11 protein-coding genes and 5 tRNA genes are annotated in these 15381 nt (G+C 69.1%); 6 read left to right on the top strand and 10 right to left on the bottom strand.

The window, feature by feature from the left end:
• The first annotated feature begins 52 nt into the window (after positions 1-52).
• Entirely contained in the window at positions 53-769 is a 717-nt protein-coding gene (gene ndgR / locus OG507_RS28975; RefSeq protein WP_327370074.1) for an IclR family transcriptional regulator NdgR, read from the top strand.
• Between the two features lie 224 nt (positions 770-993).
• On the opposite strand, the gene OG507_RS28970 is transcribed toward ndgR, so the two are convergent.
• From OG507_RS28970 to OG507_RS28930, 9 genes are all read right to left on the bottom strand, one after another.
• A tRNA-Glu gene (locus tag OG507_RS28970) sits at positions 994-1066 on the bottom strand.
• A 25-nt stretch (positions 1067-1091) separates the two neighbouring features.
• Positions 1092-1163, bottom strand: a tRNA-Gln gene (locus OG507_RS28965).
• Positions 1164-1175: 12 nt separating this feature from the next.
• Positions 1176-1248, bottom strand: a tRNA-Glu gene (locus OG507_RS28960).
• A gap of 60 nt (positions 1249-1308) precedes the next feature.
• Positions 1309-1381, bottom strand: a tRNA-Glu gene (locus tag OG507_RS28955).
• Positions 1382-1406: 25 nt separating this feature from the next.
• A tRNA-Gln gene (locus OG507_RS28950) sits at positions 1407-1478 on the bottom strand.
• A gap of 87 nt (positions 1479-1565) precedes the next feature.
• Complete coding sequence (locus tag OG507_RS28945; protein ID WP_327370073.1) at positions 1566-2285, bottom strand: HAD family hydrolase; 720 nt, start codon at positions 2283-2285, stop codon at positions 1566-1568.
• 98 nt (positions 2286-2383) lie between these two features.
• Positions 2384-3859 (bottom strand): glutamate--tRNA ligase, encoded by a 1476-nt coding sequence (gene gltX, locus OG507_RS28940; protein ID WP_327370072.1) that lies wholly within the window; start codon positions 3857-3859, stop codon positions 2384-2386.
• The gene (locus OG507_RS28935) at positions 3852-4628 is read right to left on the bottom strand and encodes a fumarylacetoacetate hydrolase family protein (RefSeq protein ID WP_327370071.1); all 777 of its coding nucleotides are present in this window, start codon (positions 4626-4628) and stop codon (positions 3852-3854) included. The genes gltX and OG507_RS28935 overlap by 8 nt, the downstream gene beginning before the upstream one ends.
• An 81-nt stretch (positions 4629-4709) precedes the next feature.
• Entirely contained in the window at positions 4710-4901 is a 192-nt protein-coding gene (locus OG507_RS28930) for a hypothetical protein (protein ID WP_327370070.1), read from the bottom strand.
• 580 nt (positions 4902-5481) lie between these two features.
• On the opposite strand from OG507_RS28930, the gene OG507_RS28925 reads away from it, so the two are divergent.
• The 4 genes from OG507_RS28925 (at position 5482) to OG507_RS28910 (ending at position 10778) form a co-directional block, all read left to right on the top strand.
• Positions 5482-9252 carry a sensor histidine kinase gene (locus OG507_RS28925; protein ID WP_327370069.1) on the top strand — a complete coding sequence of 1257 codons (3771 nt, stop codon included), beginning with the start codon at positions 5482-5484 and terminating at the stop codon, positions 9250-9252.
• A complete protein-coding gene (locus OG507_RS28920; protein ID WP_003966009.1) occupies positions 9253-9675 on the top strand; it encodes a roadblock/LC7 domain-containing protein in 423 nt (140 codons plus the stop codon).
• Between the two features lie 133 nt (positions 9676-9808).
• The gene (locus tag OG507_RS28915) at positions 9809-10216 is read left to right on the top strand and encodes a DUF742 domain-containing protein (protein WP_003966010.1); all 408 of its coding nucleotides are present in this window, start codon (positions 9809-9811) and stop codon (positions 10214-10216) included.
• A complete protein-coding gene (locus OG507_RS28910) occupies positions 10197-10778 on the top strand; it encodes a GTP-binding protein (RefSeq protein WP_072487286.1) in 582 nt (193 codons plus the stop codon). The genes OG507_RS28915 and OG507_RS28910 overlap by 20 nt, the downstream gene beginning before the upstream one ends.
• 40 nt (positions 10779-10818) lie before the next feature.
• Here the strand turns inward: OG507_RS28910 and OG507_RS28905 are convergent, their stop codons facing one another.
• Entirely contained in the window at positions 10819-11670 is an 852-nt protein-coding gene (locus OG507_RS28905) for an IS5 family transposase (protein WP_327370068.1), read from the bottom strand.
• A 440-nt stretch (positions 11671-12110) separates the two neighbouring features.
• On the opposite strand from OG507_RS28905, the gene OG507_RS28900 reads away from it, so the two are divergent.
• Positions 12111-15380: a sensor histidine kinase gene (locus tag OG507_RS28900; protein WP_327370067.1), complete on the top strand. Its 3270-nt coding sequence runs from the start codon at positions 12111-12113 to the stop codon at positions 15378-15380.
• Position 15381: the final 1 nt, after the last annotated feature.

The following is a 15381-nucleotide window of genomic DNA, read 5'->3' as shown; positions in this document are numbered from 1 at the left end:
TCTGCCGGAAATTGAACTTGCGTTTCACAGAGTGAGACGGGAGTATCGTCGTATGGACAACTCTAGCGGCGTCGGCGTTCTCGACAAGGCAGCTCTGGTATTGAGCGCCCTGGAGTCCGGTCCGGCCACCCTCGCCGGGCTGGTCGCGGCGACCGGGCTCGCACGACCCACGGCTCACCGACTGGCCGTGGCACTGGAACACCACCGCATAGTGGCGAGGGACATGCAGGGCCGCTTCATTCTCGGCCCCCGGCTCGCGGAGCTCGCCGCGGCGGCGGGCGAGGACCGGCTGCTGGCCACGGCGGGACCGGTGCTCACCCACCTCCGTGACATCACGGGCGAGAGCGCACAGCTCTACCGGCGACAGGGCGACATGCGGATCTGCGTGGCGGCCGCGGAACGGCTGTCCGGACTGCGGGACACCGTGCCGGTCGGCTCCACGCTCACCATGAAGGCCGGCTCCTCGGCCCAGATCCTGATGGCCTGGGAGGAGCCGGAGCGCCTGCACCGCGGACTCCAGGGCGCCCGCTTCACGGCGACGGCGCTCTCGGGCGTACGGCGCAGGGGCTGGGCCCAGTCGATCGGCGAGCGCGAGCCGGGCGTGGCCTCGGTCTCGGCGCCGGTGCGTGGGCCGTCGAACCGGGTGGTGGCCGCCGTCTCGGTCTCCGGACCGATCGAGCGGCTGACCCGGCACCCGGGCCGGATGCACGCCCAGGCGGTCATCGACTCGGCGGCCCGGCTCAGCGAGGCCCTGCGCCGCAACGGCTGACATAAGCAGCACCATTCCGGCCGCCCCAGCGTCGTGGCGGCCTCCACCAAGCACCCGGCGTCACGCCTCCCGCTCCAAATCCCTGTACGGGCACCGGACATGACGAGGCAGGACGCTCACCACCAGGACGCACCGCGCGGCGCGTGAGCACGGGTCAAGTCCCCCTGTACCAAGCAAGAAAGGTCCCTCACCGAAGTGAAGGACCCTTGTCTGTCGCTCTGTTGTACCCCCGACCGGATTCGAACCGGCGCTACTGCCGTGAGAGGGCAGCGTGCTAGGCCGCTACACAACGGGGGCTTGTTACTACTCGTGCATTTCTGCGCTGGGCTACCAGGACTCGAACCTAGAATGACGGTACCAGAAACCGTAGTGTTGCCAATTACACCATAGCCCATGGTGTTGCAAGTACCCCCGACCGGATTCGAACCGGCGCTACTGCCGTGAGAGGGCAGCGTGCTAGGCCGCTACACAACGGGGGCCCTAGCGATCCTGCATCGAGAGCGCGGGTGCGACCCAGATGATCTCGCGGGAAGGATCTGTACCCCCGACCGGATTCGAACCGGCGCTACTGCCGTGAGAGGGCAGCGTGCTAGGCCGCTACACAACGGGGGCTTGTTACTACTCGTGCATTTCTGCGCTGGGCTACCAGGACTCGAACCTAGAATGACGGTACCAGAAACCGTAGTGTTGCCAATTACACCATAGCCCACCAAAACTCAACCCCCTGAGGGGGTTTTGTTTGGTTTGCGCTTCCCGTTCGGATCTTTCGTCCCGCTCGGGCGGCGCAGGAAGAACATTACCCGAAGGTGTCCGGCGCTCCAAAACGGGTATTGCCCGCGAGCAGGCCGGGCAGCTGACCGAGCCCGCTGATCCGGACGAGCTCGGGCCTCCCGCCGCGGCCGCCCCGGTCCAGCCAGATCCCCATCAGCCCCGCGGCGACCGCGCCGCCCGCGTCGATGTCCGGCTCGTCCCCCACGTACGCGACCTCCCGCGGCTCCAGCGCCAGAGCTTCGCAGGCGGCGTGGAAGGCACCGGCCTCGGGCTTGGAGACGCCCAGCTCCACCGCGCACACCACGGCCTCGAACCGGTCCCGCACACCGAGCCTGCGCAGCTTGCGCTCCTGGTTGTGGATGCTGGAGTTCGACAGCACCCCGTGCCGGAACCCGTCCGCGAGCAGATCCAGCACGGGCAGCACATCGGGAAAGAGCGACCAGGCGGCCTCGTAGTGGGCCGCGTGCCGGCCGAACCAGTCGTCGGCCTCGTCGTCCTCCAGTGCCCGCGAGAGGAACTCCCGGACCCGGTCCCTGCGCTGCCCCGTGAAGTCCGTCTCCCCGGCGGCGAACCGCGCCCAGTGCGCATCGGTGATCGTGCGCCATGCGAGAAGGGCCCGCTCGACGGAGTCGTATCCGTCGGGCAGGCCCTCCCGTTCGAGATGCTTGCTCATGCCTGCGCGGTCGGCGCCCGTGTAGTCGAAGATCGTGTCGTCGATGTCCCAGAGGACCGCGCGGATCGTCATACGGCCCAGCGTAGGCGGCCGTGCGCCCGGAATGACGCGTTCGGGGGCGGCCTCCGGAATGAACCCGGCGGCCGCCCCCGATGGCGTGACCTGGATGGTTACGCGGCGGCCAGCCTGGCCAGTGCCGCGTCGATGCGGGCGATCGTCTTCTCGCGGCCCAGGATCTCCAGGGACTCGAAGAGCGGCAGACCGATCGTGCGGCCGGTGACCGCGACGCGGACCGGGGCCTGGGCCTTGCCGAGCTTCAGGCCGTGCTCCTCGCCCGCGGTGAGGATGGCGTTCTTCAGGGCGTCCGCGTTCCACTCGGCAGCGGCCAGCTTGGCGCGGGCCGTGACCAGCAGGGCGTCGGAGCCCTCCTTCATCGCCTTGGCCCAGGACGCCTCGTCCGTCGCCGGCTCGTCGAGGAAGAGGAAGTCGACGTTGGCCGTGATGTCCGAGAGCACCGTGACACGGGTCTGGGCGTGCGGGGCGATCGCCGCGAAGGCCTCGGCGTCGAAGGCCACCGGGGCCCACGTGGCGAACGGCGCCTTCAGCCAGGGGCCGCACGCCTCGGTGAACGTCTTCACGTCGAGCATGCGCAGGTGCTCGGCGTTGATGTGCTCGCACTTCTTCAGGTCGAAGCGCGCCGGGTTGGCGTTGACGTCCTTGATGTCGAACGCGGCCACCATCTCCTCGGTGGAGAAGATGTCGCGGTCCTCGGCGATGGACCAGCCCAGCAGGGAGAGGTAGTTGAGCAGCCCCTCGGGCAGGAAGCCGCGCTCTCGGTAGAGATTGAGCGAGGCCTGCGGGTCGCGCTTGGAGAGCTTCTTGTTGCCCTCGCCCATGACGTACGGGAGGTGGCCGAAGGCGGGGGTCCCCTTGGCGATGCCCAGCTCGATGAGCGCCTTGTAGAGGGCGATCTGACGCGGGGTGGAGGAGAGCAGGTCCTCGCCGCGCAGGACGTGGGTGATCTCCATCAGCGCGTCGTCGACCGGGTTGACCAGCGTGTAGAGCGGGGCTCCGTTGGCGCGGACGATGCCGTAGTCCGGCACGTTCTCCGGCTGGAAGGTCAGCTCGCCGCGGACCAGGTCGGTGAAGGTGATCGCCTCGTCGGGCATCCGGAAGCGGACGATGGAGGTGCGGCCCTCGGCCTCGTACGCGGCGATCTGCTCGGCGGTGAGGTCGCGGCAGTGGCCGTCGTAGCCGGACGGCTTGCCGGCGGCGCGGGCGGCGTCGCGGCGGGTGTCGAGCTCCTCGGTGGTGCAGTAGCAGTGGTACGCGTACCCGCCGGAGAGGAGCCTGTCGGCGACATCCTTGTAGATGTCCATGCGCTGCGACTGCCGGTACGGGGCGTGCGGGCCGCCGACCTCGGGGCCCTCGTCCCAGTCGAAGCCGAGCCAGCGCATCGACTCCAGGAGCTGGTTGTAGGACTCCTCGGAGTCGCGGGCGGCGTCGGTGTCCTCGATGCGGAAGACCAGGGTGCCGCCGTGGTGCCGGGCGAAGGCCCAGTTGAAGAGGGCGGTGCGGACCAGGCCCACGTGGGGGTTGCCGGTCGGGGAGGGACAGAAACGTACGCGGACAGATGCGTTAACCACGCTTGATCACCTTGTTGGTGAGAGTGCCGATGCCTTCGATGGTGACGGCGACCTCGTCGCCGACATGGAGGGGTCCGACCCCTGCGGGGGTGCCGGTGAGGATCACATCGCCCGGGAGCAGCGTCATGGCTTCCGTGATGTGGACGACCAGATCCTCGATCGAGCGGACCATGTCGCTCGTACGGCCCAGCTGGCGTTGCTCGCCGTTGACCGTTGCCTGAATGGTCAGATCGCTGGGGTCGAGGTCGGTCTCCACCCAGGGGCCGAGCGGGCAGGACGTGTCGAAGCCCTTCGCCCGGGCCCACTGCTTCTCGCGCTTCTGGGCATCGCGGGCGGTGACGTCATTGGCGCAGGTGTAGCCGAAGATGACGTCCTTCACACGCTCACGCGGCACTTCGCGGCACATGCGGCCGATGACCACGGCCAGTTCGGCCTCGTGGTGCAGCTCATTGGAGAAGGAGGGGTACTCGATGGCGTCGCCGGAGCCGATCACCGAGGTGGTGGGCTTGAAGAAGGCGACGGGGACGTCCGGCACCTCGTTGCCGAGTTCCGCGGCGTGCTCCGCGTAGTTGCGGCCGATGGCCACGACCTTGTTCGGGAGCACGGGCGGCAGGAGGCGGACCTTGCTCAGCGGGACCTTGGTGCCGGAGAGCTCGAACTCGGCGTACGGAATGCCCTTGATGATGTCGAGGACGAGACCGTCGGGCCCCTCGCCCTCTACGGCGCCGAAGGCGACATTGCCGTCGATGGAGAACCTGGCGATGCGCACGGGATGCTGTCGCCCCTCACTTGCTGGCTGGCTGAAGACTGACGCCCCAGGCTAACGCGGGTGAGGGGGGACACCTGCGTATTACTCGGCTGCGGCTGTAGCCGTTGCCGGGGCCTCCATGAGGATGGTGCGGCGGGGGTTGGCCGTCTGGGTGGGCAGGTCGACGGCGTGCTCCGGCTGCTGCGGCGTCTGCAGTTCGTCGGCGTCCCTGAGGTGCGCCAGCGTGGTGCGCCGGGGGTTGGCAATGTTGCGGAACATCATCGTCGTCTTCATCTGCCGTTGAGACCCTGTCGGTACGGGCGCCACCCGAAGGGGCGCCGGTTGTCGGATTTGCCATCCCTGTAAAGCGCCAGGCTAAACATCCAATTCCCGCCGGAAGCCCGGATGAGACGGCGATCATCGTGTGAGTTTGCTCACGACCGCATCAACAATTACCCCATTCCGGGCGGTCGGTCACTTCGATGGAAACGGACATTGCGTCACTGAATCAGCCATTCCGCTCCCGATCATGTCGACTGGGACACCCTTCACCCTCCATCGATTCACCCACAATGGTCCACTTTGCCCGCGAACACGCTACACAGCTTGTTACCCATTCATCACACCGCGTCACCCAGGTCACAGCCCGGTACGAGGCCCTTGTTGGAGATCCGGCACTGTGCTGGAATTCCACGCACCGCCGCGGGCTTTGAGGCCGGCGCGCAGGGGCGCAAGGGAGCGCCGAGTGGCGGCGGGAAGGGGAAGTACGCCGGTCACTCACGACCACCAGGGGGCGGACACCACGCCCCACGACGCCGACACCGTCCCACCCGCGTTCGCGCGGAGGACGCCTGGTCCAGAGGTTGCGACGCTAGTGCAGGGACGTTTCAAGAGGGATGGCAGCGCTCCGGCGGAACAGGAGCCGCGCGGCGGGACCGACCGCGGTTCCTCGCCCCAGCACGCCCAGAACCCCGGACCGGCCGCGGCCGGCGACAACAGTGACCGTGAGCGCCGCCCCGGCGCCCCGGCGAGCGGCGGTACCGATCCGGTCTCGTCGCTCAAGCCCAGGGGCCCCGTCAGCACGGGCTCACGAGTAGCTCTTCGCAACTGGCGCATCAGTACGCGCCTGGTCTCCCTGCTCGCCCTTCCGGTGGTCGCCGCGACCACGCTGGGCGGTCTGCGGATCAACGACTCCATGAACGACATCCAGCAGCTGGATCACATGCAGCTGCTGACCAAGATGACCAAGCAGGCGACCACGCTCGCCCAGGCGCTCCAGGAGGAGCGCGACCGCTCGGCCGGTCCGCTGTCCAACGGCGTGAAGGCCGACGACTTCAAGGTCACCGAGCCCCGCAAGAAGACCGACCGGGCGAAGACGGCCTTCTTCGACGCGACGGAAGCGATCGGCGACCCGTCGGGCGACGAGGCCCTCGAAGGCATCTATTCGAGCGTCCAGCAGATCGCCAGCCAGCTGACCTCGATCCGTGACATCCGCAAGACGGCCTACGCCGAGGGCAGCCCGAGTCTCCAGACCGTCGACCAGTACAGCCAGCTGATCACCTCGCTGCTGAGCCTCTCGCAGGACATGGCGCAGGCGACCAGCAACTCGGAGATGATCAAGCGGACCCGGGCGCTGGCGGCCTTCTCCTCCGCCAAGGAGTACGCCTCGGTCCAGCGGGCGATCATCGCCGCGGCGCTGCCCGGCGGCAATGACAAGCAGCCGCACCTCGACCAGAACGACCAGCAGTTCGGCCGCGCCGCGCTGCACAAGGAAGACTCCGCGCTCCGCTCCTTCAAGGCGGTCTACTCGGCGACCGGCAACAACGCCGAAGAGCTGATCGCCACGCTGCAGGACGGCAACCCGGAGATCAAGGCCTCCGTGACCTACGCCAAGAAGGTGCTGGACAGCCCCTCGGGCATGGTCGGCACGCCGCGGCGTTCCTACCTGGACTGGTACGACCAGAGCTCCACCAAGATCCAGGCGATGAAGACCATCGAGGAGACCCTCCTCAGCGACATGGAGGGCAAGGCCCGCGAGCTGCGCGACGAGTCGAAGCGCGAAGCGATCATCAGCGGTGCGCTCATCCTGCTGGTGCTCGGTGTCTCGCTGGTCGGCGCCTTCGTCGTCGCCCGGTCGATGATCCGATCGCTGCGACGGCTGCAGGACACGGCTACGCGCGTCGCCCAGGACCGGCTGCCCGAGCTCGTCAAGCAGCTGTCCGAGGCCGACCCGCAGGACGTCGACACCTCGGTCGAGTCGGTCGGTGTCCACTCCCGGGACGAGATCGGCAAGGTGGCCGCGGCCTTCGACGACGTGCACCGCGAGGCCGTCCGTCTCGCCGCCGAGCAGGCCCTTCTCCGGGGCAACGTCAACGCGATGTTCACCAACCTCTCGCGCCGCAGCCAGGGCCTCATCCAGCGTCAGCTCTCGCTCATCTCCGAACTGGAGTCGCGCGAGGCCGACCCGGACCAGCTCTCCTCGCTCTTCAAGCTCGACCACCTCGCGACCCGTATGCGCCGTAACGGCGAAAACCTCCTCGTCCTCGCGGGCGAGGAGCCGGGCCGCCGGTGGACCCGCCCCGTCCCGCTGGTCGACGTGCTCCGTGCCGCCGCCTCCGAGGTGGAGCAGTACGAGCGCATCGAACTGGCCGCGGTGCCCGCCACCGAGGTCGCGGGACGCGTCGTCAACGACCTCGTGCACCTGCTCGCCGAGCTGCTGGAGAACGCGACATCGTTCTCCTCGCCGCAGACGAAGGTCCGGGTCACCGGTCACGCGCTGCCCGACGGGCGGGTGCTGGTCGAGATCCACGACACCGGTATCGGCCTCTCCCCCGAGGACCTCGCGGCGATCAACGAGCGGCTCGCCTCGCCGCCCACCGTGGACGTCTCGGTCTCCCGCCGCATGGGTCTGTTCGTGGTCGGCCGGCTGTCCCTGCGTCACGGCATCCGGATCCAGCTGCGGCCCTCCGACTCCGGTGGTACGACCGCCCTGGTCATGCTGCCCGTCGATGTCGCGCACGGCGGCAAGCAGCCGCCCGCCAAGCAGGCACCGGGCGCGGGCAACGGCTCCCGTCCCGGCGTCGGTGCGCCGTCGGCCCCGGGCGGCCGGCTCGCCGCGGGTCCGGGCGCGGCGCGCGGTCAGGTCGGTGCGGGCTCCGCGCCGCGTGCCGCACTGCCCTCGCGTGACGGCGGCCCCCGCCAGCCGCAGAACCAGCAGGGCCAGCCCGGGCAGGGCCAGCCGGGCCGGCAGAACACCGGTTTCCAGCCCTCCGGTCCGCAGGACGCCTCGCGCCAGGAGCCGCAGCGACAGGGCGGCGGCCTCGCCGGTGCCTTCGGCAACGGCGCCCGGCTCGGTGCCCGCGGCCAGGGCGACGGAACGGGCCGTACGGACACGGGCCAGCCCGACGTCTTCGGCCAGAACCGCCAGGACCAGCAGCGCCAGGACCCGAACCAGCAGGACTGGAACAACCAGCAGGACTGGAACAACCAGCAGGACTGGAACAACCAGCAGGACTGGAACAGCCAGCAGGACTGGAACGACCAGCAGAACCGGCCGAACGGCCAGGCCCCGTGGCAGTCGCAGCAGACTCCGCAGGCCCAGCAGAACCCGGCAGGCCAGGGCGGCTTCCAGCAGTCCGGCGGCCCGGGTCAGCCCGGTCGCCAGCTGCCCCCGGTGGGCGGTCCGCGTGCCGAGCTGCCCGGTGGCAACCCGCAGCGTCCGCAGAACACCAGCTGGGGCACCGAGGAGCCGCCCGCGCCGCGGCGTACTCCGCTGGACACCCCGCGCGGTCACGAGGAGCCCGAGTCCACCGGCCAGTTCCAGCGGCCGATGGGCGCGCGGCCTCCCATGGACGACCGGCAGGGCCCCGGCTCCACCGCCGAGTTCGCCCGCCCGGACTTCTCGGCACCGGCCCCGCAGTACCGGTCCCCGCAGGTTCCGTCCGCGCAGGACCCGGCGAGCACCGCGCAGTTCGCCCGCCCCGACTTCGGCCAGCAGCAGCCCGCCCGGGCGCAGGACCAGGGTCTGCCGGCACCGCGTCAGCACGGCTGGGACAACGGGGACTTCGGTGCCCCGCGCCCGCCCGCCGCGCCCGGCGGTGACGCGCAGTACCGTCCGGTCCTGCCGCCGCAGCCGCAGCCCGGGACCCTGCCTCCGGCAGGCCCCGGGGACGGCCGTACGCCGCTGTACGACACCCTGGAGACGAACTGGTTCCACGGCCCGCAGCAGAGCGGCCAGCAGCCGCCCGCCGAGCCGCAGGCACCGGCCTTCGCCCCGCAGTCCGCCCAGGAGCGTCCCGCTCCCCCCGCGCCGCGCCGCGACGCGGGCGACATGGGCGGCGCCACAAGCTCCTGGCGCCCGTCGCCGAACGACGAACTCGTACGGCAGGCGGAGCGGGCGAAGAAGCCCGCGGCAGGCGGAGTCACCGTCTCCGGACTGCCTCGCCGGGTACCTCGCGCCAACCTGGTGCCAGGCACCGCCCAGCAGCAGAACAACCAGTCCGGTCCTCAGGTGTCGCGTGCGCCCGATGATGTGCGCGGGCGGTTGACCAATCTCCGCCGGGGCATCCAGCAGGGACGGCAGGCCAACAACGGCCAGTCGACCGGCAGTTTTCCCCTCGGCCCCACTCACCAGCAGGAGCGTTAGTTGAGCCCGATGAGTCAGGCCGCGCAGAATCTGAACTGGTTGATCACCAACTTCGTGGACAACACCCCCGGGGTGTCGCACACGGTGGTGGTCTCCGCCGACGGACTCCTGCTGGCCATGTCCGAAGGTTTCCCGCGCGATCGCGCGGACCAGCTGGCGGCCGTCGCCTCCGGTCTGACCTCGCTGACCGCGGGTGCCTCGCGGATCTTCGAGGGCGGCGCCGTCAGTCAGACCGTGGTGGAGATGGAACGCGGGTTCCTCTTCCTGATGTCCATCTCGGACGGCTCCTCGCTGGCCGTCCTCGCCCACCCGGACGCCGACATCGGTCTGGTCGGGTACGAGATGGCCCTCCTGGTCGACCGGGCGGGCACGGTCCTCACCCCGGACCTCCGCGCCGAGCTCCAGGGCAGCCTCCTCCACTAGGCGGCCGTGGACCGATGACAGATTCGTTTGCCCCAGGTAACGCCCTCATCCCTCGCCCGTCCGGCCGCTCACAGCCCCCCACCGGCCCCTTCAGACGGCAAGCCGACCCCCTGCTGTCACGCCCGGAGGATTCATGACCCCGCCACCCGCCTCACCCGATCCGTACGGCGCACTGCACCATGCGTCGTACGACGGTGAAGGCGACCAGCCGCTGGTCCGTCCCTATGCCATGACCGGCGGCCGGACCCGGCCGCGCTACCAGCTCGCGATCGAGGCGCTGGTCTCCACCACCGCCGACCCCGCACATCTGGGAACGCTGCTCCCGGAGCACCAGCGGATCTGCCACCTCTGCCGTGAGGTCAAGTCGGTGGCCGAGGTCTCGGCGCTGCTGTCCATGCCGCTCGGTGTGGCCCGGATTCTCGTCGCGGACCTGGCGGAAGCCGGCATGGTGGCCATCCACCAGCCGGGCAATGGAGAGGCCGGCGGCGCGCCGGATGTGACGCTGCTCGAAAGGGTGCTCAGTGGACTTCGCAAGCTCTAGTGGCGGTGCGGCCCGGGCCACCACCTCGGCGAAGATCGTGGTGGCAGGGGGCTTCGGCGTGGGTAAGACCACGTTCGTCGGTGCCGTTTCGGAGATCAACCCGTTGCGTACGGAAGCCGTGATGACGTCCGCGTCCGCAGGCATCGACGACTTGACACACACCGGTGGCAAGACGACGACCACCGTCGCAATGGACTTCGGCCGTATCACCCTGGACCAGGACCTGATCCTGTACCTCTTCGGTACGCCCGGACAGGACCGCTTCTGGTTCATGTGGGACGACCTCGTCCGCGGCGCCATCGGCGCCGTCGTCCTCGTCGACACCCGCCGCCTCGCCGACTGCTTCCCCGCAGTCGACTACTTCGAGAACAGCGGACTCCCCTTCGTCATCGCCCTCAACGGCTTCGACGGACACCAGCCCTACACCCCCGACGAGGTCCGCGAAGCGCTCCAGATCGGGCCGGACACCCCCATCATCACGACGGACGCGCGACACCGTGCGGATGCGAAGAGCGGCCTCATCACGCTGGTGGAGCATGCGCTGATGGCGCGGCTGAAGTAGACGCAAGTCTGTATTGATATAAGACCGACCGGCAAATGGATCACTTGAGGCGCCGGGTGGTGGGGCGGTCGTCCCAGCGGTAGCGGTTGGTCGCGCGACGGATGAGCATGCGGAGTGTGACGAAGGCAGCGGCGAGGTACAGGTAGAAGTCCACAGCCGCGCCGTCTTTCTCGGTGCAGCGCCGCAGCTTTCCGTAGCCGTTCATCCACGAGTGGGTACGCTCTACCACCCACCGCTTGCCGGCCTGGATCGGCGCGGGCACGCCCTTGCGGGCGATCTCGCCGGTGAAGCCGAATTCCTCCAGCAACTGCCGGGTCCTGCTGCTGTCGTAGCCGCGGTCGAGGTTGATGTTCACCTCCTCAGGCAGAGCTCCGACCTGGTCTTTCGTAGCCTGGAGGGTAGGGCCGAGCAGCGGCGAGTCATGCCGGTTGGCACCAGCGGAGACGATCCCCAGGGGCACTCCGGCCGCGTCGGAGGACACCGACCGTTTCAGGCCCTGCTTGCCTCTGTCGACCGGCGAGCGCCCGGCCCTTTCTCCGCCCGAGGGTGCCTTGGTGATGCAGCCGTCGACCGAGATTTCGGCCAGCCCGAGCCCGATCACACGGTCATACGCCTCCAAGGCCAGGGCATGGACCTGCTCCGATATCCCCAACTGCGACCAGAGTTTGACGCGGCGTCGGATCGTGCGGTCCGAGCAGCCAGGGCTCGATATCCGCTCGTAGCCGGAGCCGTGCACCAGGGCCTGCACGATGTGCTCGAAAACCACCCGGTCCGCCACCCGGCGGCGATGACAGCCCAGCGGATGGTTCGGCGCATACTCGTCCCGCATCGGCAGCAGGGCTGCGAACTGGTCCCACAAGGGTTCGAGCAGGCAAGATGGCACAGCAGGCACGGGCCCTCCAGTGATCACTGAGCGTAGAGAACTCCATGATCACTCAGGCACGTGCCTGCCTTGCGTCCCGACAACGGGCCAACGGCAACTCCCACCATTTGCCGGTTGGCCTAAGGCAGTTAACGTAGCCAAACGGGGGCGGACTGTGTCCTTTGACACGATCCGCCCCTGTGTTCATAACGTTTCGACAGAGAATTGACCGGCGTTCAATACCCGATGCATTCAGTCGGTACCGCTGTGCTCACATGAGTCCCGCCTTTTGGCGGGGCTCGCTCTTTATGCCCCTTTTATCTGCGGTCTGGACCACTCGGAATGGCTGGTTCCGACTGTTTGGAACGCGGCCGGTCCACGTGCTGGAATTCGTCGAACTCCCCAGTAGTACGGCCCTGAACGAAAAAACGGCACAACGTAGGTGCCGACGCCGAGAGGTTGTTGGTCGAGTGAGGCGAAGCAACGAGGGCTCCGCGGCGCAGCTTGAGCGGGGCAACTTCACCCCGCCGCCGCGCGCCGCGGCGTCGCCTGCAGATGTGTCCGAGGCGGCCCCGTCCGGCGGCAGCCCCAGCCGGATGTCCCCGCGCAACTGGCGGGTGCCCACCAAGCTGAACGCGATCCTCCTGGTCCCGGCGCTGGTCGGCCTCGTCATGGGCGGCTTCCAGGTGAAGGGGTCGATCGACACCTGGCGCGAGGCGCAGGACGCCGAGAAGACCGCGCTGGTCGTGCGCGCGGCCTCCGAGTACGGTCAGGCGCTCCTCAACGAGCGCGACCTCTCCGCCCAGCCCCTGCTGTCGAACAAGCGCGATGCCGCCGTCGTCAGCCAGGTGCGGGCCACCACCGACGCGGCCGCCGAGAAGTTCGACACGGCCGTGCAGGGCATGCCCAAGAAGAAGGGCCTGGAGCGGCGTCTTCAGCTGTTCCGGCTGGAGGAGCCGAAGCTCCCCGCGCTGCGCAAGGCCGCCTACGCCGAGGCCATGGACCCGGTGAAGACGGAGGAGGGCTACATCCAGGTGCAGCACTCCCTGATGGAGTTCTGCAACGAGCTGGGCCTGGGCACCGGCAACATCACCAGCTACGGCCGTACGGTCTACGCGATCGAGCTCGCCAAGGCTGCAGAATCGCTTCAGCGCTCCATCGGCATGCACCTGCTGGTGCGTCCGAGCCAGGAGAACCCCAAGTTCAACGCCCAGGTCAAGGCCTTCGGCTCGTACAACTACCTGGAGCAGATCGCGCTCGGCGAGTTCGTCTCCGGTGGTACGGAGGCCGACGCGGCACGGCTGAAAGAGGTCATGGCCGCCAAGTCGGCCGCTGGCGCCGAGAGGCTGAAGAAGGCGAAGGAGCAGGCCGACGCCGCGGGTGTCCCGTTCGTCGCGCCGCCCAGTGTCGACGGCTCGGTCTTCGACGGCATGGCCCAGGAGATCGGCCAGGGCAAGGCGCCCGAGAAGCTGGCCGCGAAGGGCATCACCCCCGAGACCTGGATGGCCGCCGCCACCGCCAAGTTCGACGGCTACACCACGGTCGAGGAAGAGCTCGTCGACAGGGCCGTGACGGAGGCCGCGGACATCTCGTCCAGCGCCAAGACCGACGCCATCGTCAACGGCGCGATCGTGATCGTCGCCCTGCTTGCCGCGTTCATCCTGGCCGGCCTCGTGGCCCGGCAGATGAGCCGCTCGATGCGCCAGCTGCGTACCGCCGCCTTCGGGATCGCCGAGCAGCGACTGCCGATGCTGGTCGACCAGCTCTCCAGGACCGATCCGGGCCGGGTCGACACCCGCGTCCAGCCGATCCCGATCGACAGCCGTGACGAGATCGGCGAGGTCGCCCGCGCATTCGACCAGGTGCACCGCGAGGCGGTCCGGCTGGCGGCCGAGCAGGCCATGCTGCGGGGCAACGTCAACGCGATCTTCACCAACCTGTCGCGCCGCAACCAGTCGCTGATCGAGGGCCAGCTGACCCTCATCACCGACCTGGAGAACAACGAGGCCGACCCGGACCAGCTGGAGAACCTCTTCCGGCTGGACCACCTGGCCACCCGTATGCGCCGCAACGGCGAGAACCTCCTCGTCCTCGCGGGCGAGGAGCCGGGCCGCCGCTGGAACCAGCCGGTCCCGCTGGTCGACGTGTTGCGTGCCGCCTCCTCCGAGGTGGAGTCGTACGAGCGCATCGAGCTCTCCGGGGTGCCGGAGACCGAGATCCACGGCCAGTCCGTCACCGACCTCGTGCACCTGCTGGCCGAGCTGCTGGAGAACGCCACCACGTTCTCCTCGCCGCAGACCAAGGTGCGGGTCACCGCGACCCGGCTGCCCGACAGCCGCGTCATGATCGAGATCCACGACAAGGGCATCGGCCTCACCGCCGAGGACTTCGCCGACATCAACCACAAGCTGGCCAACCCGCCGATCGTGGACGCCGCGGTGTCCCAGCGAATGGGTCTGTTCGTGGTCGGCCGGCTCTCCGACCGGCACGGCATCCGGGTCCAGCTGCGCCCCTCGGGCGAGCAGGCCGGAACCACCTCGCTGGTCATGCTGCCGGACGCCATCACCCACGGTGGCGGTGGCGAACCGGCCGCCGCGCAGGACGACTTCACCGTCTCCTCGATCATTCCGCAGCAGCAGACCTTCGAACAGCTGCCGCAGCAGCCCCAGATGCGCACGGCGGCGGAGCTCGGCTTCGACGACTCGCGCTACGAGCAGCCGTCGGCGGACGCCGCGCAGCTGGACCCGGTGGGCCGCTCGCTGATGCGTGAGGAGCGCCGGGCCGCGCTGGAGGCCCAGACGGCCGGTGAGCGCCCGCAGTTCCAGCAGGAGCAGTACGCCGACGACCAGCAGGCCGGGAGCGAGTACGCCGAGAACGGGTACGCCGACAATCAGCTCGCCGACAACGGATACGCGGACAACGGCTACGCCGACAGCGAGTACCCCGGAAACGAATACGCCGGGAACGGGTACGCCCAGGAGCCTCAGCAGGGTCTGCAGCAGGAGCAGTACGAGCAGGCTCCGTACGAGGGCGGCTACGACCCCTACCGCGGTGACGCGGGCTTCGCCGAGCAGCCCGACCACGCCCACCAGGGCGGCTATGCGGAGGCCGCTTATGCAAGCGGCGAGGTCCCGCAGCCGTCGTACGACGAACAGTTCGCCCCCCAGTCCCACCAGGGCGAGTGGGCGGATCAGGGCACCTACCAGGGCGCGTACGAGCCTTCGGCACAGGTCGAAGCGGAATCTTCTCCGAGCGCTCCCGCCGAGCCGCAGGAGCGCGTAGGCTTCGACCGTCCGGGCCCCACCCCGAACTCCGGCCCCGGGCTGACCGAAGCCGGTCTGCCGCGCCGGGGCGGTCAGCAGCACTGGCAGCCCACCGGCCGCGGCAACAACCCGCCCGTCACTGCCCAGCAGCCGCCGCAGCAGGAATCGCAGCAGCAGCCCGCGCAGCAGGACGGGAACGGCCCCGACGACTGGCGCTCGACGAACGACGAGCGCTGGGCGCGGGCCGAGAAGCTCCGGGACCCGAAGGCGGGCGGGGTCACCCCGTCCGGGCTTCCCCGGCGGGTGCCCAAGGCCAATCTGGTCGAGGGCACGGCGGAGCAGACCCAGCAGGACGGCCCACAGGTCTCCCGCGCCCCCGAGGACGTCCGCGGCAGGTTGAGCAACCTGCGGCGGGGTGTGCTGCGGGGACGTAACGCGGGTTCGGACACAAGTAATACCTACAACCAGGAGCGTTAGT

This window comes from Streptomyces sp. NBC_01217 (assembly GCF_035994185.1).
GTDB lineage: Bacteria > Actinomycetota > Actinomycetes > Streptomycetales > Streptomycetaceae > Streptomyces.
Note: the sequence above shows the minus strand (reverse complement) of the source record. Positions and strands in the feature narration are given on the sequence as shown.